General features: G+C 41.3%; 22 protein-coding genes and 2 pseudogenes. 2 read left to right on the top strand and 22 right to left on the bottom strand.

Annotated features, from left to right (window positions below):
- Window positions 1–102 precede the first annotated feature (102 nt).
- The 14 genes and pseudogenes from AC1D69_RS17300 to AC1D69_RS17235 form a co-directional block, all read right to left on the bottom strand.
- Window positions 103–504, bottom strand: coding sequence for a hypothetical protein (locus AC1D69_RS17300; RefSeq protein WP_495457395.1), 402 nt, complete (start codon window positions 502–504; stop codon window positions 103–105).
- 176 nt (window positions 505–680) lie between these two features.
- A complete protein-coding gene (locus tag AC1D69_RS17295) occupies window positions 681–1010 on the bottom strand; it encodes a hypothetical protein (protein WP_495457394.1) in 330 nt (109 codons plus the stop codon).
- Between the two features lie 150 nt (window positions 1011–1160).
- Entirely contained in the window at window positions 1161–1682 is a 522-nt protein-coding gene (locus AC1D69_RS17290) for a GrpB family protein (RefSeq protein ID WP_495457393.1), read from the bottom strand.
- Between the two features lie 162 nt (window positions 1683–1844).
- Window positions 1845–1970, bottom strand: coding sequence for a hypothetical protein (locus AC1D69_RS17285; protein WP_495457392.1), 126 nt, complete (start codon window positions 1968–1970; stop codon window positions 1845–1847).
- Window positions 1971–2076: 106 nt separating this feature from the next.
- Window positions 2077–2619, bottom strand: coding sequence for a hypothetical protein (locus AC1D69_RS17280; protein WP_495457391.1), 543 nt, complete (start codon window positions 2617–2619; stop codon window positions 2077–2079).
- A gap of 519 nt (window positions 2620–3138) precedes the next feature.
- A complete protein-coding gene (locus tag AC1D69_RS17275; RefSeq protein WP_495457390.1) occupies window positions 3139–3534 on the bottom strand; it encodes a hypothetical protein in 396 nt (131 codons plus the stop codon).
- Window positions 3535–3602: 68 nt separating this feature from the next.
- A complete protein-coding gene (locus tag AC1D69_RS17270; RefSeq protein WP_495457389.1) occupies window positions 3603–3977 on the bottom strand; it encodes a VOC family protein in 375 nt (124 codons plus the stop codon).
- A 311-nt stretch (window positions 3978–4288) separates the two neighbouring features.
- A complete protein-coding gene (locus AC1D69_RS17265; RefSeq protein ID WP_495457388.1) occupies window positions 4289–4957 on the bottom strand; it encodes a Type 1 glutamine amidotransferase-like domain-containing protein in 669 nt (222 codons plus the stop codon).
- Between the two features lie 58 nt (window positions 4958–5015).
- Window positions 5016–5909, bottom strand: a complete 894-nt coding sequence (locus tag AC1D69_RS17260) for an NUDIX hydrolase (RefSeq protein WP_495457519.1) — start codon at window positions 5907–5909, stop codon at window positions 5016–5018.
- Window positions 5910–5956: 47 nt separating this feature from the next.
- Window positions 5957–6961 carry an AAA family ATPase gene (locus AC1D69_RS17255; RefSeq protein ID WP_495457387.1) on the bottom strand — a complete coding sequence of 335 codons (1005 nt, stop codon included), beginning with the start codon at window positions 6959–6961 and terminating at the stop codon, window positions 5957–5959.
- Window positions 6958–7590: a nicotinamide riboside transporter PnuC gene (pnuC, locus tag AC1D69_RS17250; protein ID WP_495457386.1), complete on the bottom strand. Its 633-nt coding sequence runs from the start codon at window positions 7588–7590 to the stop codon at window positions 6958–6960. The genes AC1D69_RS17255 and pnuC overlap by 4 nt, the downstream gene beginning before the upstream one ends.
- A 352-nt stretch (window positions 7591–7942) precedes the next feature.
- Window positions 7943–8468, bottom strand: a pseudogene (locus tag AC1D69_RS17245) (ADP-ribosylglycohydrolase family protein); the annotation flags it as partial.
- A gap of 24 nt (window positions 8469–8492) precedes the next feature.
- Window positions 8493–9035 carry a hypothetical protein gene (locus AC1D69_RS17240; RefSeq protein ID WP_495457385.1) on the bottom strand — a complete coding sequence of 181 codons (543 nt, stop codon included), beginning with the start codon at window positions 9033–9035 and terminating at the stop codon, window positions 8493–8495.
- 43 nt (window positions 9036–9078) lie between these two features.
- Window positions 9079–9480 (bottom strand): DUF1963 domain-containing protein, encoded by a 402-nt coding sequence (locus AC1D69_RS17235; RefSeq protein ID WP_495457384.1) that lies wholly within the window; start codon window positions 9478–9480, stop codon window positions 9079–9081.
- Between the two features lie 140 nt (window positions 9481–9620).
- Between AC1D69_RS17235 and AC1D69_RS17230 the strand changes: the two genes are divergently transcribed.
- A complete protein-coding gene (locus AC1D69_RS17230; protein ID WP_495457383.1) occupies window positions 9621–10094 on the top strand; it encodes a tetratricopeptide repeat protein in 474 nt (157 codons plus the stop codon).
- Between the two features lie 39 nt (window positions 10095–10133).
- Window positions 10134–11003 (top strand): annotated as a pseudogene (locus AC1D69_RS17225) (SMI1/KNR4 family protein); the annotation flags it as partial.
- Window positions 11004–11071: 68 nt separating this feature from the next.
- Here the strand turns inward: AC1D69_RS17225 and AC1D69_RS17220 are convergent.
- The 8 genes from AC1D69_RS17220 to AC1D69_RS17185 form a co-directional block, all read right to left on the bottom strand.
- A complete protein-coding gene (locus AC1D69_RS17220) occupies window positions 11072–12274 on the bottom strand; it encodes a DUF1963 domain-containing protein (protein WP_495457382.1) in 1203 nt (400 codons plus the stop codon).
- Window positions 12275–12448: 174 nt separating this feature from the next.
- The gene (locus tag AC1D69_RS17215; RefSeq protein WP_495457381.1) at window positions 12449–12694 is read right to left on the bottom strand and encodes a hypothetical protein; all 246 of its coding nucleotides are present in this window, start codon (window positions 12692–12694) and stop codon (window positions 12449–12451) included.
- 109 nt (window positions 12695–12803) lie between these two features.
- Complete coding sequence (locus AC1D69_RS17210; protein WP_495457380.1) at window positions 12804–13127, bottom strand: hypothetical protein; 324 nt, start codon at window positions 13125–13127, stop codon at window positions 12804–12806.
- 217 nt (window positions 13128–13344) lie between these two features.
- Complete coding sequence (locus AC1D69_RS17205) at window positions 13345–14613, bottom strand: cytosine deaminase (protein WP_495457379.1); 1269 nt, start codon at window positions 14611–14613, stop codon at window positions 13345–13347.
- Window positions 14582–15859, bottom strand: coding sequence for a cytosine permease (codB, locus tag AC1D69_RS17200; protein ID WP_495457378.1), 1278 nt, complete (start codon window positions 15857–15859; stop codon window positions 14582–14584). Before codB ends, AC1D69_RS17205 begins: the two co-directional genes overlap by 32 nt.
- A gap of 318 nt (window positions 15860–16177) precedes the next feature.
- Window positions 16178–16402, bottom strand: a complete 225-nt coding sequence (locus tag AC1D69_RS17195) for a hypothetical protein (RefSeq protein WP_495457377.1) — start codon at window positions 16400–16402, stop codon at window positions 16178–16180.
- 94 nt (window positions 16403–16496) lie between these two features.
- Window positions 16497–16949 carry a VOC family protein gene (locus tag AC1D69_RS17190; protein WP_495457376.1) on the bottom strand — a complete coding sequence of 151 codons (453 nt, stop codon included), beginning with the start codon at window positions 16947–16949 and terminating at the stop codon, window positions 16497–16499.
- 26 nt (window positions 16950–16975) lie between these two features.
- On the bottom strand, window positions 16976–17149 hold the full coding sequence (locus tag AC1D69_RS17185; RefSeq protein ID WP_495457375.1) for a hypothetical protein: 174 nt from the start codon (window positions 17147–17149) through the stop codon (window positions 16976–16978).
- Between the last annotated feature and the right edge of the window lie 61 nt (window positions 17150–17210).

The following is a 17210-nucleotide window of genomic DNA, read 5'->3' as shown; positions in this document are numbered from 1 at the left end:
ACTATATGCAGAAAAAATCCGGATATCTATTGAGGTATCCAATTAAGCGACAGATGATTGAGTGAAGCCTCAAACGGCAATCTGGACAGATACGTAATTGGATCACTTTACAAAGTGCAGATCATATCTTTCTGTTACATTACCTGTTGAGATCTCTAACCTATTCTCGCCTTTTTTTATGAACTTAGTTATATTAATAACAAAATGCTTGTTAATATAATTACTGGAATAAAAATTAGATATTTCACCTTCTGGTTGACCATTATAAGCAACTTCATTCAAAACTACTACGAGAGGATCCGCATTATTTACATATCTACCGTAGAGAAAAACATTCACTTTGTCCTTATTATATTTAGCTAGATTGATACTAACATTATCATGTTCATCTAAATTTATCTCTTCATCATATTCTCCTTCCACATCATCAAGCATTACACCCATTTTTACATCATAAAAATAAGTTTGGGGATTTCCAATTATATCTTCTATCTCATATCTCATATCTCATATCTCAAGTGATTGGGAACTTGTAATAGAATTAACACAATTAAAGTTGCAATAAGTCCAAGTCCACCCACAATCCTTTTTTTCATTACTTTACGTATCGATATATTGTATTTGATAAGCAGTGATTGCTCTTGTTAAGCAAACGCACCCGTTAGGTGGAATATCAAAATCTACCCTACATATTGTAAAATTAACTGATATAATGCTATGGAAAGTCCTAAAATACTCGCTTTCATTTTAGATGGATGATTTCTGCGAAACAAGTACAAGAAAACCACTATAAATCCCAATGGAATCCATAACTGAAAGACACCTTCTGTTGTATTACGAGAATAGATTGGAGTAATGAAAGTGCTAATCAGAAAGTAAAAAAAAACTGTAAAACGTCTGGTTTCTAATTGCTTGCTCCACCTTACTAAAAAGAAAATAATAATTATTGTCATAATCGTAATGTAAAAAGGGGGGATAACAATGGCACCGTCCCCAAATTTTAATTCCATTCTGCATTGCCCTCCTTTTTTTAGTGGATCACCATTATGGTTCGCATGAAGATATCATCCTACGTAACTAACCTACCCGTTAATTCAATGAACACAACAGGCTACTGTAGCTCCTGCACATCAATGTGTTTTATTCACTAAAGTTTCCTGTTAGTCATTTTCTTGGTTATTACTGTACCAAGATAGTGCAAGTTGTTCCATTTCCATAACAAATGTTTTTTTGGCTGGGCTATATTCACTTGTGTTTTCAAAACGTTCAGCTAATTTTTCTTTAAACCGACTGTATCTAGCTACTTCTTCAGGATGACATCTCAGATAGTCTCTAAATATAAGATGCCGTTCAATCTGTGGGTGATCTGTTTGATAAAAATGAATGTGATGGGTTCTTTCTTCACCGCCCTTTCGGAATAACCTTCTTCCAGGGATCCCCCAATCTCCAGCCACATCATATCCGAGCTGATTCATTTTGTCGTTATATGTATCAACATGGTTAATGTCTTTTACAATACACATCATGTCAATTACAGGCTTCGCTTGTAAGCCTGGTACTGAAGTACTTCCAAAATGCTCGAAACTTACGATTTCATCCGTAAATATAGTTCTTAGAAAATCAACTTCATCTTGATACAATTTTGCCCAATTCTCATTAAAATCGCTTAGTCTTACTTTCATTCATACCCTCCTAATGAATCCCAATTATAATTGTAATTCCATATTCATTTAAGCAATCCTGACTGCTAGTCGAATCAAAAGGATACCTTTCGGTAACCCGCTCATTATTGAACTATCGTTTCCCCGTTAGGGAGTTCAATGACAACCAATTATATTTTTTCCTTAATGTCTCTGATTTGCTGGAATTAAGTAAAATATAAACATCCCAATGATTAACATTGGTGGCATTAGCATAAAATACTTCTTCTTATCCACGGTCATCCCCTCCATTTTGTTTAATGCTAACAAGAAATACCATCCTCTTGCACAACTAACAAAGGTGTCCGTTTGCACTAGCTAGCTGGGGTCTTCTTAAAGTTATTCAACTCGTGTCCTGTTAGCTCTACTTGCTACTTTATTTTTTAACTTTCCCTCTATATAATTCCCCATCATATACACCATCTTTCCATACTATCTCACCATCACCTGATAGAGCTTCAATTTTGAGGGAATCTGGTTGTCCAGGGGCTTCTTCCAAATAATCGAAATAGGTAAACCAATATCGTCCTTGCTCTGTTGAAATAATTTTTACTTCTTGATTTAATGTGTTTTGTCTTACCATCACATTTTGTATTTCGTCATCATTAATTAACCCTGCAAACGTCAGTATTGGAATGTTAGGATCATTAGTCATTCCCCAAGTAAAACCATCCTTTGGATTTAGTTCGGCATTCCCACTAGTGTTCCAGTATTCTTTTTTATTAGAGAAGAATGCATGGCGAAATCCCGATTCGTCTTTATACAGAACGATCATTCCTTTTTCCACATCTTCTTGATAAAGTAACTCAAACGTTTCGGACTGTGTTTTCTCTATTAACTTGTTAAGTTCATCTTCGTTCGAAACAGAACATCCTGTAATAATAATTATTACAATAATAATGAAGGAAAACCTTCTCACCAAATTTAACACCACTTTTCTAATAATTTCTTTTGAAATAACCCTGAATGTTGCTAATATTTTAACGTTGTCACACGATAAAGGTTACATTATTCTAAAAGTTATTCCATTACGCTACACTACCAGCTCGGTTTTATTTCTTTGTTAACGTAACCCGTCCGTTAGAACAATGGAGACGATATATTAGTATCCACTCACAAAACAATTTGTCCGCTAACAACATACATAGGCTTCGAACCTCTGTGTTAGTTAAGGATATTGTAGGTACAGTTGTGCCATTTTCTTTGACACAACGATGCCTATATAAAAATGCCTGATTTAACAAGCTCTTCTCTGTTCATTTATATATCAAATACACTCTCATATCTCAAGTGATTGTCTTGTTATGTTCGATCTAGATGCGTTAAGAGATAGATTAATAACCATCTTTAATTAATTTAACAGCTTTCTCAACATACTCGTCTTTGCCTTCCATAATTCCTTCAATGGTTGGATCAAGACGAAGATCTGGCAGCACTCCTATTCTTTGCGTTGGTTTTTCTCGGGATCAAATACACCGACTCCACTTATTTTTGTTCTTATATTTCCTGGAAGATTTATTCTAAATACATTACCATCTGCTCCAGCAGTTGGCCTCCCAATAACTATTGAATTTTCTGTTTTTCTTAGCAACATCGTTGTAAACTCACCATTACTAATAATTAGTATCACAACTTTCCCTTTATAAACCTCGTGATCTGTCCCTTGAGGCTTCCCTGAGGCAAGTAGCTCAAAATAATATTCACCGGGTACTGCACGATTAGGCCATGACAATTTGGCAAACTCTTTTTCAGAAGGGATCAGAGAGTGTAAATAAAAAGCCCCAACCTTAGGTGCTTTTATCCTAGACTGGGGCGTATGTTGCTGAGCTTTCACCCAGATATCGCTTTGTTTTTCACGACAAGTTCATCCTAGCAGGGGCCCGTTCTTGTTAGCGGACTCGGCTATACCATGAAACACCATCGAACGCCAAACTTATCAACAAATGAGACTAAACAATCACTGAAGAATATTGGACCCATTGGGGTAATTGTTTTGCTGCCATTATGTATTACTTGGTATGCCTCTCTTAATACATTTTCATTATCAAATACGGCGACCATTTCCATAGTGGAATCCACAGATGACTCATTAGTTCCACCAAAATCACTAAGCATGAACCTAGTTCCAAGAATGTGCATTTCCGCATGAATAACAAATTTTTCAGGTTCTTTCCCAGAATCGTACATAATTGAATCTATCTCAGACTTAAATGCCTTTTTATAAAGTTCGATAGCTTCAGAACAAGCACCATTTAAATATAGTTGTGGTACTAACATTTGCCCTCTCCCTCGAATTGATGGTTTGTTGTAAAATAGTTTAATGCCTATATTTTACCATACACTTTTATAATTAGGATCACATAATTAAGCTTAATTTAAGAACTATAATTGAACTCAACTGCCTGTTAGTTTAATAAAATGAGCAGCTAGCATCCGCCCAACATAGAAAGACCACCATTGAAGGCGGTCTAAAAAGTTTATCATTTCTGCCCAAATCATAGAGAGGAACCCTGAACTGATTTGCTGTAATCCATGATTTTACACATTAAAAATAATTAATTCTGTTAAGTCACCGCCACTCACCTTAATTAGAGCGTCTCAACCAACTTCTGAATCTTTGAGTGGGAAATCAAATATACATCACCCATGATATCTAGTTTGCCGTCCTTTACGCGTATAGTACTCTTCTGATCTGCCGCATAAACATCAATCTCTTCAGACAGGGGGAACAGGTAACCTTGAACGAGCGCTGCGTAGTCGAGTCTAGAATGAGATTCGTAGGCAAAACGATCAAAGCCTATACCATCATAAATAATACTTGTTTCAACGTTATGGCCACCGTTTTTCGAGCATAACCATTTTGCAGCCATATTCATCGCACCGGCGCTGGCACCCATTATAAGGGCATTACTGTTCTTAATCGCATCCGACAACTCATATTCAACCAAAAAATCGTTCATAAAAACAGGATTGCCACCGCACAAAAAAACGACAGAACCGTTTTGAATGAATCGCTGAGCATCTTCCTTCTGCATGCGGTGATCAATTAAATGATATTCATCAAACATAATGTTGGCCTGATTAAACCATGTCCTTTCAAAAACATCATCAATGTCAATTTGTTCACCTGTATAACTAGAGGGTTGAGCGCTAATCATAACAAGTGATTTTCTGTCTTTTATATCCTCATGCAACCATTGGACCAGCTTCTCTGGAAAAAAATCATTAAACCAACTGAGATAGTAGTGAGTGTTCAAATTTAATTACCTCCATATGTATTATTTGCATCTTTTCTTAACTCATCTAGATTGTAAATCATAGTGAATACTCCAAATTTCTCCGATACAAACGGGATGGCCTATGCCCCGCATTTTCGGTATAATGATCGGTCTCAACTACAAGATCCGCCACTTTACGCCGGAAGGCAGCCTTCAACAGCTCTTTATCCATAATTACCTCATACACCTGTTGTAGTTCCGTTAAGGTAAATAGCTTTGGCATCAAGTGAAGTGCAATATCGGTATAATTCACTTTTCCCCGTAGCCGCTCGATAGCGCATGCTATGATCTTTGCATGGTCAAAGGCCAATCCGTCATTTGATACAACCTTAAAATCCATGCCAGTCGATGTAGAGTTGGTTATCACCGTCCTCGCCACGATCGCCGATAGCTCTTCTTCTTCACTGCTTAGGTTGAGTTCGTACTCCAGCGTCTTGAAATATCCACCCTCAACCAGCTCTTTCTGCTCCCGCAGCAGCCGATAGGAGACCTTAAACCAGGTGGCGTCGGCCGCATCATCTCCCGCCTTAAGCTCCAACTTGTCGCTGTTGATTAGAGCCATATAGCTGCAACTCATCACCCAGGTTCGGGGATCTCGCCAGATATCACTGAACGTATACAACTGCTCCAGATAAACATCCTTCACGCCGGTTTCCTCGCGCAGTTCCCTTGCCGCGGCCTGCTCAGTCGTCTCGGTCGGCAGTACAAATCCGCCAGGCAACGCCCATTTGCCGAGGAAGGGATGACCTCCCCGGCGAATGAGCAGAACGCGGAGCTCTTTCTCCGGTAGTTTGCGATAACTGTCCACCTCCGCATCCGTCACGGTGAAAATAACCATATCTGCCGCTACCGAAGGTCGCTCGTAATCTCCTGCCCGGTACTGCTCTAAAAACTCGCGTTCCGTAAGTCCATCCTTATCCAACAAATCCACATGTGTTCGCTCCTTCATTTTTGAGTCTAAAGTGTTCTCGAATTTCATCATAGCTCCCCGAAATAATTCCGGTAGGGCTCGAAATTTGCCAACACTTCGTCTACCTTGCACATGCGTTCCTCGAGGCTACCCCGCAGCGTAATGTAGGGAATCCGCCGTGCCTTTAAGTCCGCAGTGATCTGTTTATGAAAAACTTGCCGTTTCTGATCCCCACTGCGATCCCACGTATCGTCGTAAGGAATATCATCGTCGCATAGGAAGAACAGGTCGTATCGCTGCGCATTCTCCAAAGCGATACGGGTTAACAGCTCGGGCGCCAGTCCGTGGTAATCCAGTGCAAACATATACGTCGTAATTGCATTGGTATCAACGAACAGATACTGGTTTGCCGCAAGCAATGCCTGTTCTTCTCTCTCAATATGACCTACCGCGATTTCATTAAACGCCTCCAGCCCAATTCTGCGGTCCACCTGATGCTCGGTCCAATAATCGCGTCCGTATTCACTCGCGAAGGTCGTGTCATATCTCCGAGCCAGCGCTTCAGTGATCGTTGATTTTCCTGTGGACATTGCACCCACGAATACCACCTTCGTGATCAAGTCCCTGTACACGATATCACTGACGAACTCTCGATACTTAAATGGATCGGAACGGATCATTGTTGCTGAGATCGGAACCCGCTCGCGGGCTTCATCCACACGCCGGTCTACCGAACCCAAAGCGAGACTCATATGCCCGCCGTAAAACTCGCTCGAGTAAAAATACGTTACTTGCTCGCCGTTCAGCAACCCGAGTATATACTGTTCTTCCCGAATCTCATGCTCCCTGTCATCCGAATACCCATCCGGGCCGTCCCAAGCTTCGATTACCCGGACGGCTGGATAGAGCCTACGAATCCAATTTGCCCGAACATGAAGCGTGATCGGAGTGACCGTGGTCTCATAAATGACTACGATCAACTCATCGACCTCTTGCAGCGCCGTTTCAATCATGAACTGATGGCCTTTATGCAGCGGGGCAAACTTCCCCAGTGTTAGTCCAAGTGTACTCATGCCACCACCTCCTTGACCCCTTTATTCCAAATATAGTACCCGTAAACCGCGTTGACCAGATACGCACTCCACATCACGATCATCAGCAAGCCTACACCGCTACCCTCCAACATACGAATCACCCACAACAGCACCGTGAAGAGATTTAGCACGATATAGACCAACCATTGTTCCTTGAATCTACGAACCATTAAGAAGGTCGCCACAACAGACAGCACCGTCGTAGTAGCATCGATGTATGGCGAGTTCTGTTCTGGAATGAATGAAAGCCCATATCCCAGCAGTAAACATCCGATTACACAGACGACCCCAACGAGGAGCAGTCCTTTTAGATCCATCTGTCGCATGGTAAGCTTACCATCTTCTTGGCGGTTATTTTTCCACATGTAGTAGCCAATGACATTCATAGGAACGAAGAATAGCAGATTCAACATTACCTCTCCAAACAAACCGTTGATATAGGCTAAATAAGCATAACCGATGGTATTGTACATACCAAAGACATAGCTCATCAGGTTACCCTTCGCCGCAAGAACCACGCAAAGCACCCCAGTAATAAATACCGTAAATCCGAATAATGAGTCCTTTGAAATAACCGTAAACCCGACAGCGATTGAAGTAAACAGCATCAACCACGCTATTTCGAACAGCCTCCAGCCTCCCACAACCTTTGTCATCTTGTATCCCTCCGTTTTTTCACTCATGCATAGACTAAAATCACGAGAACTAGTTAGTAGTTTTGTGTTAATATCATAATGTTACTATCAAAATTAACAGAAAAACAAACGCAGGGCAAGTAAATTCCTCCTTATTAGACCACACAGAATTTTATTTCGTGGGTTGAACATAAGTTATCGTCTTATAATCAGGCTGTTCCAGCGCAATTGGATTCGGATTGCTGATTACCCATTGTACAGCCAGTTCGCACAGTCTCGCAGGTTCATCACTACATTGCCGTTGTGAAGTCCTTTCGCTAGTGCTAAGTCTTTCTTTAATGAGAATCGCATTTGCATATTGAGCAGGAATGCCTTCATAGCCATAATAAATACCTGCCTACCCTCCGGCAATGGCACCAATCGTATCAGAGTCACCCCTAGATTTGCCGCCTTCTGTACGACGCTTTCAAAATTGGATGTATGAAGTAAAATATGTAGAACCCATCGGAAAGTATGTACGATAAAACCACTTGGCGGACAATCCGGCGGCGCTTCTATATTTTCTTCGTATTCACTTCCAGATACCATTCCATAAAAAAGCGCCCGATCCCTTCCATAGGCTCCTCCGTATTTTCGAGTATCCCATCAGCTACACTAAGCGTCATCATCGTATCGTCGGTTACTTCTCCCGGTTCCAGGTTCCATACCCCGCCGCCGATGATTTCCGTCAAATAACCGTACTTTGCCTTAATCTCCCGCTCCGTCATAAACTCAGTTGTACCGCCAAGAGCGTCTCCTACAGCCACACCATACATTCCACCCTTGATGCGGTCCATTAACTTATTGTCCATTCCAATCCCTCATTCTGTTCAATCTTAACTTACTGAATTTTTATTACTTTCCTCATCGTACGTACTTCCTATAACTTCAGCACGGGTAAGGAGTACCCACTGATTAACTTCATCGTATCCAGATACTTCGGCGATCACCCAATAGCGTGGGTACATCCATTCAGCAGGGGTTTCTGTTATCAGAGCGGAAGTGTCCGTTATACCTACGGCCTGAGGTTCCAGTAAGTTTATCAAGGTACCTTGTGGAAAAAAACCTTCTATATACCCTTTCACTCGAGTACCGACAGGGAACAGACTTTGGGTTCGATGCCAGTATTCTATACCAAGTTGAAGCTGATCGTGCCAGAGATACTCGAATTCCGCCTGACTAATTTCCTTGTAATAGGATTCCTTCGCATCGAGTGGATGTTCTGCCAGCATATAATGATATAGATCATGCTTTCGATTCGATGTGATCCAGATGCCGTCACCATGATAAACCATCTGTCTGTATGCCACACTGTTGTTATCAATTTCAAAATACCATGTTCCCATTCCCGGCTCCTGTACATCTTTTAAATATTTCAAAACAGTCACTCCAATCAGCTAAGAAGTACTCAACTTCTCTGAATTAACTCGAATATAGGGAGCAATACGTATTTGCGAAGTTGCCTGCGAGCAGATCTTCCTTTCGAATATAAAACTGCAATTCTCCAGCGTCCCACCAGCAGAATCCTACATCCTGATCGGAGTCTAGCGCGAGCAACAATAGCATATCCTGCACTTCCTGCTTCGCTCTATCAGAATCACCTTTGAAGTAATCTGATATCTGTTCCAACGCTGAATCCGTTGAATAGTTATATTGTTGGCCTGTCAACAGATGAAGAGATGCTTCATATTCACAATCCCCATGCTGCGTAGATGGATAACCAAACATCACAGCCAGATCACTTGAGTTATTATCATTCAACTCGAAACATAACTCTTCGTACTGTTCACAATGTATGTATTTCGATAATCTGTGAAAACTCAAATGAACAAACTATAAATACAGTTTCATAGTAACATATTGAAACGTTGTAGAAACCCTCAATTATAGATGTTACTATTTTTAAGGTAGAAGGTTCCAAAAACATATAAAGCTATATTCTAAATAAACTTTTGGAGGTAGAAATGAAACGAGAGCTTATTAATCAACTAAACGAGTGGCATGAAAGAGACGAGCATCAGCAAATTGTCGATTCACTGACAGCGATTCCTGATGAAGAACGAGACTATGAAGTGATTAGCCTCTTGGGCAGAGCCTATAATAATTTAGGGCTTTATGAAGAAGCGCTCGATCAATTTGAGAAAATAGTCCGTGCCGGAGAACAGGATTCCCTATGGCATTTTCGGGTAGGTTTTGCTCTTTATCATTTAAATCGATATGAGGAAGCTATTCAGGCTTTCCGCAGGTCTGACCAATTAGAGGGTACTGATCAAAGAACTGCGTTCTTTTTAAGACGGAGCATTCAAAAAGCGGACAAGCAGAAAAGAGAAGAACTCCGGCTCTGCAAGAAGAAAGCGTCCCTGGAGTTTGCCAATCCTGAAGGGGAAAAGGCTCCATTTTCAGATATACCTCTAACTGATATTTGGGAGGATAGCTAGTATGCAAGAACATCTTATCAATCTGAGCCACCCACGGATGAACTAATCGATTCTATAGAGAAAGAGCTTGGTTATAAGCTTCCCTCTTCTTATATTTATCTTATGAAACAGCAGAATGGCGGAGTACCGAGGAACACTTGCTTTCCAATAGAGGAGCCAACTTCATGGTCTGAGGGTCATATTGCCATAACGGGTATTATGGGTATTGGGCGCGAGAAAAGCTATTCCCTGTGCGGAGATCTGGGCAGTCCGTTTATGATTGAGGAATGGGGATATCCAGACATTGGCGTGGTGATCTGTGATTGTCCTTCAGCTGGTCATGATGTCGTGATGTTAGACTATCAAGCATGCGGTAAAGATGGTGAACCTGAAGTTGTTCATGTCGATCAAGAAGATGATTATGAGATTACCTTCCTTGCCGACAATTTTGAAGCGTTTATCAGGGGCTTAGTGAGCGAAGAACAATATGATACTTCTGAAGAAGACAAGGAAGAAGCTCTGGCTAAAGTAGCACACGGCAAGTTTTCCACTCTACTGGGGGAGCTTTGCTCTCGAGTAACCGAAGTGGAGCAGGTTGATCAGAAAATTCGCAGCATTTGTACACGGATTGTCGAAGAGAAAGGCTACTTTCATTTTCATGCAGATGAATTATCATATGTCATGTATGATGTGCAGTTTTGGTTATATACCAAGTCGTATACGGATACAAGTCGGGATCAATATTTGGCATCCTATATGAACATAATCGCTTTTGGTGGGGAATTTGGTATAGGAGGCTATGGGCCCTCTTATATTACAGATTGGCTTGATCACCTCATTAAGGAAGGGCGGATCATACAAGATCAAGGAATTATTCGCTTTACCGATGGGTTTGCAGAAGAAGTAATTCATAAGTTAAAAGAAGGCTAATTGAAGAGCAAGTTGCAGATCAGGTAATGACAAAGAGCTCGCTTCCACTTTCGAAGCGGGCTCCTTTTTCAGCTTTGCTGATACAAGGTTGCTGTAATCCTATCTTTGGGACATATAAACATATAAAAAATGCCTTCACCATACTCGTCGAAATCAGCATAATCGATCTGCCCTATAAACTGCATTCTTCGTTCACAACAAGGACAAACGGGATACTCCGGATCCTGCACCCAACTTGGATGGCCGCCGATCTGCGAATCCAATTGTGACAACGTCCAAACTGCAGCATAAAAAGGCGATTGCGGTTCACTTGAAAGGACTAAACTAGCTAGGGTTTCCGTACTGTTTACGTCATCCAAGTCCGGGAGATACTCGGGTTCCTGATTATAGCGGCTCCAGACAGGCACGCCAAGATTGTCCAGCTCCATGTAAATCTTGTTATAACCTCCACAAGAGTCACAGGTTACTAACTGCAGGTTCTCCATCGGCAGAGCGAGATATTGCAAGGCCGGATGAGTAGTAACGACATCCATCAGTTTTGTTAATTTTCTTTTACACCATGGACATGTAGAAAGGCTTGTCTCTAGAAAACGGGCATAATGTTCTTCATATAAATCATCATTCTGTTGTTCTGCTTGCCTGATCGCATAACATATATGGTTAACTAGGTCACGCCTCACTCCGTCCGGAGTAAGTTCCCATCCTCCATCAAGAGTGTAATGTTCAGGAGGTACAAATAACTGTTCCGCCCATTTGGGTTGCTGCGTTTGCCATTCCCGAACCTGGTCTATGACCACCGCATCACCGATCCATCCGAGTACAAGGAGAAGGTGGTTACGGTTGTCCTCATCCCACTCCACCCGCTCCAGAATCTGATCTCGAATGTCTTGTGATGCATTTTTTAAAAGAATCGGATTGTAAAATAACTCGCACTCAATAAGCTCAGGCAAAACGTCCGATATATTATCATCACGATAGCATACCAGAGACAAAAGAATTTCTTCTGCTTCACTTTCATTGTTACCAGCAAGTAACTCCATCGCATATTTCAGCATACGGTCAGCTTCCTGATCTGATAAAGATATGTACATCTGCTCCATGTTTAACGGAAAAGGAACGTATTGAATAAGTGGGTCATGCTTTCTTGGTCCATGCATCACCTTAAGAATGTCTACATGATCTGTTAATTGCGCATACAGATTAACTGTTTTGCGGTGCTGCTCAATATAAGCTTGTTGTTTTTTTCGTTCCTGCTCTTGATGGCAGGGCATGCATATACCGTCTGTTTTGGCTGCGGTGTTCGGCAGAATTGTTGCGCTGCAGCCTTCCATCTTGCATGGAAATCGTTCAGCCATATTTTATTACCCCCCTATATTTAATATCAGGCTCTAATCCGTATTGATCTAGGATCTCTTCTTCTTTACATAATTCTGCGATAGTAACACCTAAGAATAAGTGAATTCAGTAAACAATATTCTATTCTCAAACAATTCAACAACCACATCAATTTGATAGTATTTTTCGAAATTTGAATTATAAATTCCAACAAGACCATTTTCATATACCACCATGTTTACTATTCCGTCTTTATACTCAAATAAATAATCACCCTCTTTTTCTAAGAGAATAGGTAAATACTGAGTTACCATTTCAGCAATTCCTAAGTTATTTGGGTTCAATATCCAATCCATTTGTTTCTAATTGAGAATACCTTCTCTCGTTTTTTGTATGGGTTCATTTCCTAAAATCTTATCTACTTCGAATAAGTACTCATACAATCCACCTTTTTCCTCTCCGTGTTTATCCCAGGTAATGATACCTTTTGAATAATATTGGCTTCCAACCATCTCCATTTCTATTTATATCAGTAGGTAGATGCTCTCTATTAATATATTGCACTAAAATATTGTCTCCAAAAGTTGTATGACCATCTTTAATATCTGGAACATAGATTTGGATAAGTGGCACAAATACAGATCCATTATTTTCCGGACACTCTTTCGAAGGATCAAACAAGAAATTCCCGCCAAACCAATTACGATCTGTATCTTTCGGTCGAAATCCTCCTATTCTTGCAATATAAGCATGTTTCCCAATTAATTTTATTTCATCGAAAATGTCCATTATTTAAATCCTTTCCTTCTGGACTCTACGTCCAGTGTCTCGAATCTAGACCATCTCTGAGATAGATTTGGCAGGCGACGTAAATTAAGTATAGCAAAGTTCCCCTCATGTACAGGAAGAGTTCACGATCACGTGATCTCTTATTGCCCTGTCTACCATGTGGGGATATTTTGTCTAAAATACTAGCTTTACGTGATGCATCGCACGCTTCATTTCATTATTTATTGAATGTGACCTTCTCCGAACCGGTCTCCAGAATAATAGAAGTGTTCCGTGGCTTGGTTTCGGCGATTTTGCGACCACCTCTGAACGAATAAAGCACTGCGCTCTGTTTGCGAATTAACTCATACTCGTTCTCTGCTTCAAGAACGATGAAGTTCGCAGGCTTACCTACTTCAATGCCGTACACATCCTCGATATGCAACGTTCTCGCGCTATTTTTCGTAATGAGATCAATTGAATTCACAATTTGATCGTAACCGAGCAACTGTGAAGCATGAATTCCCATGTGCAGCACCTGAAGCATATTCCCTGTGCCTAGCGGATACCATGGATCAAAGATGTCATCATGACCGAAGCACACATTTAGTCCAGCTTCCTGTAGCTCTTTGACGCGGGTCAGCCCTCTTCTTTTCGGATACGTATCGAACCGTCCCTGCAGGTGGATGTTGACCAGAGGATTAGAGACGAAGTTCAGGTCAGCCATTTTCAGTAATCTAAACAATTTGTACGTATATGCATCATTATATGATCCCATCGCTGTCGTGTGGCTAGCCGTTGTTCGGGAACCAAGCCCTCGTTCGTATGCTTCTTTAGCAACCACTTCCAAGAAACGGGACTGCTCGTCATCAATTTCATCGCAATGGATGTCGATGAGACGGTCGTATTTCTCGGCTAGGTCAAATGCGACCTTCATCGAATCTACGCCATATTCTCTCGTGAATTCGAAATGCGGAATGCCACCGACCACATCAACGCCCATTTTCAAAGCCTCTTCTAGTAATTCCACGCCGTTCGGATAGGAGTGAATGCCTTCTTGTGGAAAAGCGACAAGCTGGATGTCAATGTAGGGTGCCATTTCTTCCTTCACTTCAAGCATTGCTTTAACAGCGGTCAAGCTTGGATCCGTAACATCGACATGTGTTCTTACATACTGAATCCCTTGTGCCATTTGCCACTTTAGAGCCGTTTTAGAGCGCGTTTTGACATCTTCATGTGTGAGGAATGCCTTACGTTCTGACCAACGCTGAATGCCCTCGAATAGTGTTCCGCTTATATTCCATTCCGGCTCTCCAGCCGTTAACGTTGTATCCAAGTGAATATGAGGTTCAATGAATGGCGGTAATACAAGCAAACTCCTTACGTTAATTACTTCCTCATTTGCAGTTATTTCTAGTGTTTGTGTGATTTGCTCAAACTTCCCATCTTTCACGACGATATTCCATAGACCTTCTTTACCTCGCAATTTTGCGTTCTGTATAATCATTTATGTTCCCCTTTTCTTTGGATTCTTTGGCAGATATGATTAACATCAATGTGCTATAGACTACTGCTGTTCCTATTAGTGCGTTGAGTGGCGTTATACCTGGAGCCAGTTGAGCGAAGGCAACACCAATCGCCCAAGCAATCATTGCTATCCAGTTTACCTTCTTAAAGGTCATTTGAGCAAAAGGTTGATAGTTTCTACGATTCACGAAGAAGTAGTCCGCGATGATAATGGCCCCGATGGACGGGATCGCCGCGCCCAGCACATTCAGGAAACCAACGAAATTGTTGTACATCCACATGGCAAATAGGGTACCAACGATCCCGTTAACAATGACAAAGAATTTTTTCGGAATTTTAGTGATGTTGGCAAAACCCAGCCCGGAAGCGTAAAGTGCGTTATCGTTAGTCGTCCAAATATTCAATCCCAGAACGATGATCGCAGGAACGATCAAACCTTGAAGGAACATGACCTCCGAAATATCTGCTAGTTTATAAGCCATTGCGCCGACTGCACCGAACAGGAACATGAGTGAATTCCCTAGAAAGAACGATATAACCGTTGCGGTAACTGCCTGCTTAGACGTTTTGGCAAACCGGGCAAAATCGGGTGTCAACGTTCCCCCGCTAATAAATGATCCAATACAAATGGTCAATGCGGCTGCCGCGCTGAGTGACTGTGACGGTGTGTAATCGAGCAATCCTTGCAGCCCTCCCATCGTATGTACTCCTTCAAATACGGAGTAACCACCGAGAATGGCAATAGCCGGAACCGCTATATAACCCAGAATGACGAGCGACTTCATGCCGAAGATTGCTGATGCCGTCATTGCGAGACCAAACACGAAGATTAACAAGTATACATTCCAGTCCATCGCTTTGGCGACGGGTATCGCGAACATAGACACCCCTACTCCGAACCATCCAACCTGTGTGAAACCCAGCAGGAAAGAAGGAAGGTATGATCCCTTCTCGCCGAACGAATATTTTGCAAGCAAATGGGTGGAAAGACCTGTTTTGGAAGCGATATGTGCCAGTGCTCCCGTATAGATACCAAGCGCTAGATTACCTGCAAGCACAATTCCAATAAACTCCATGAAATTTAAGCTGACTCCGAGCGTCCCCCCTGCTAGCATGCTTGCCGAAAAGAATGTGAATGCCAGCATTACGGAAAATGTCTTCCCAAAATGATTCCTCTGCGTTTTTGGTACGGCTTGCCACGAAAACTCTTGATCTTGTTTGCTCATCAGAATACCTCCAGTATAGTGTTCTGATACCAAAAAAAGCAGAAAAAAAGGCTACTCGTCTAGTAAAACTGACAAGTAGCCTTTTTTCTTCATCATAACCCGCGTGAAGACATGGAGCATCCCATACGGAATATGCCCTGATTCACGCGTGATTATAAAAAATCCGCTGTCCTTGCCAGCCTCTCTGGGCTGAATTAAAGGTACCAGTATTTAATTACTCTCTATTATTTTAGAAAAGCTATCAGATGTCAATGTCAGAATTGCCCAATGAGTAGGTGCGTTTCACTTCGACCATGTTCTCTAGATCAGATTCTTCTCCTAATTAGTCTTCTGTTTTACAACTTGCATACCACCGATGATAAGCATGACAATCCCAATTACCGCCATAATAATCCGAACTAAGAATGGACTCAATGAAAACACTGTTTCACCTTGCCAGTGCAATCCGAACAACCTTTCATTCAGCCCCACAATCGCCAAAATTGGCTTAAGAAACAAACTCAGTGCTAATAATACTATCCCCCAGATAATACGGTTATTCATTGATTCAGAACCTCTTTTCTAATTCAGATAAAAGAAGGTTAGTACATAATAAAACGCCTATCATAGCCTTTATTATGTAATACGTTGCTAAAACTTATTTATTACCTAGTTGTTCTGCCAAACCGATTAGAAGTCCTTCATGGCCACGAATGTAACAGAGCCGATATGAGTTCTCGTACTGAACCACTTCGCCAACGAGTTGAGCACCATACTTAGTGAGTCTGGATACCATTTCGTCAATGTCTTCAACGGTGAACATGACTCGTAGATAACCTATGGCATTAACAGGAGCAGTTCGGTGATCTGTGATAGTAGGTGGGTTAAGAAATCGCGAAAGTTCAAGTCGGCTGAGTCCATCTGGGGTAACCATCATAGCAATCTCTACACGTTGTGAACCCAGCCCAGTTACGCGACCAGCCCATTCACCTTCGACAATAGATCGCCCTTCGAGCTTCAAGCCAATCTCCTCAAAGAAAGAAATTGCGTCATCAAGGGATTCTACAACGATACCAACATTGTCCATTCTCAATAATTTGTTTGTTGCCATAGTTTTATCTCCTTATGTATACAAATTTATAACTTGATCATATTCATATTTATTCTATCAATAATTACTAGTTCCTCCCAAAAAATAACATAAGCTACGATTCTTTCAAAATTATCCGAACCACGTATAATCTTTCCACTGATACGAATGGCAGTTGTATTCTGATCCTCATTCACTGCGTTTAGTTCCATTTTAGCCATGATTGTACGTATTTTTACGGTTATTAATTCTTTTGATTCTTTCTATTTTGTAGATAATTAA

This window comes from Paenibacillus sp. Y301, from assembly GCF_059445505.1.
This window is presented reverse-complemented; position numbering and strand designations above follow the sequence as displayed.

Coding starts and splice junctions, on each gene's coding strand:
- AC1D69_RS17300 (WP_495457395.1), bottom strand. CDS start 504: ATGAGATATGAGATAGAAGATATAATTGGAAATCCCCAAACTTATTTT.
- AC1D69_RS17295 (WP_495457394.1), bottom strand. CDS start 1,010: ATGGAATTAAAATTTGGGGACGGTGCCATTGTTATCCCCCCTTTTTAC.
- AC1D69_RS17290 (WP_495457393.1), bottom strand. CDS start 1,682: ATGAAAGTAAGACTAAGCGATTTTAATGAGAATTGGGCAAAATTGTAT.
- AC1D69_RS17270 (WP_495457389.1), bottom strand. CDS start 3,977: ATGTTAGTACCACAACTATATTTAAATGGTGCTTGTTCTGAAGCTATC.
- AC1D69_RS17255 (WP_495457387.1), bottom strand. CDS start 6,961: ATGAGTACACTTGGACTAACACTGGGGAAGTTTGCCCCGCTGCATAAA.
- pnuC (WP_495457386.1), bottom strand. CDS start 7,590: ATGCTGTTTACTTCAATCGCTGTCGGGTTTACGGTTATTTCAAAGGAC.
- AC1D69_RS17230 (WP_495457383.1), top strand. CDS start 9,621: ATGAAACGAGAGCTTATTAATCAACTAAACGAGTGGCATGAAAGAGAC.
- AC1D69_RS17220 (WP_495457382.1), bottom strand. CDS start 12,274: ATGCCCTGCCATCAAGAGCAGGAACGAAAAAAACAACAAGCTTATATT.
- AC1D69_RS17215 (WP_495457381.1), bottom strand. CDS start 12,694: ATGGATTGGATATTGAACCCAAATAACTTAGGAATTGCTGAAATGGTA.
- AC1D69_RS17210 (WP_495457380.1), bottom strand. CDS start 13,127: ATGGACATTTTCGATGAAATAAAATTAATTGGGAAACATGCTTATATT.
- AC1D69_RS17205 (WP_495457379.1), bottom strand. CDS start 14,613: ATGATTATACAGAACGCAAAATTGCGAGGTAAAGAAGGTCTATGGAAT.
- codB (WP_495457378.1), bottom strand. CDS start 15,859: ATGAGCAAACAAGATCAAGAGTTTTCGTGGCAAGCCGTACCAAAAACG.
- AC1D69_RS17195 (WP_495457377.1), bottom strand. CDS start 16,402: ATGAATAACCGTATTATCTGGGGGATAGTATTATTAGCACTGAGTTTG.
- AC1D69_RS17190 (WP_495457376.1), bottom strand. CDS start 16,949: ATGGCAACAAACAAATTATTGAGAATGGACAATGTTGGTATCGTTGTA.
- AC1D69_RS17185 (WP_495457375.1), bottom strand. CDS start 17,149: ATGGCTAAAATGGAACTAAACGCAGTGAATGAGGATCAGAATACAACT.